Source organism: Longicatena sp. 210702-DFI.1.196 (assembly GCF_020563125.1).
In the GTDB taxonomy this organism is placed as follows: domain Bacteria; phylum Bacillota_I; class Bacilli_A; order Erysipelotrichales; family Erysipelotrichaceae; genus Longicatena; species Longicatena caecimuris.
This window is the reverse complement of sequence record NZ_JAJCPX010000150.1, coordinates 1-231: the sequence shown is the minus strand read 5'-3', so window position 1 is coordinate 231 and position 231 is coordinate 1. Positions and strand designations below refer to the sequence as shown.

Below are 231 nucleotides of genomic sequence, written 5' to 3'. Positions count from 1 at the left end.
GAAGTCGGCAGTTGGAAACGGACAGAAATGCAACTGCGTGATGATAAGGCTCATGCTTTTGCCATGACATTCAAAGACAGACCGCTGGAACTTGGGGAACTGACTTTCGGGCTATTGGCAAACAATCTACGCTTTATCGTGCCAAACAGAAATGAAAGTAATAAGAGCAGATGGAAAACGTGTCGGTTTTGGGAACGCTTTTTAGGGGCTGTGGAAGTCTTAAAACTGCAA

General features: G+C 45.0%; 1 protein-coding gene. It reads left to right on the top strand.

What is annotated here, in order from left to right; all coding sequences use genetic code 11:
• Positions 1–231: replication initiation factor domain-containing protein (locus LI241_RS15730; RefSeq protein ID WP_227151531.1), on the top strand; the 231-nt coding region annotated here is incomplete at both ends.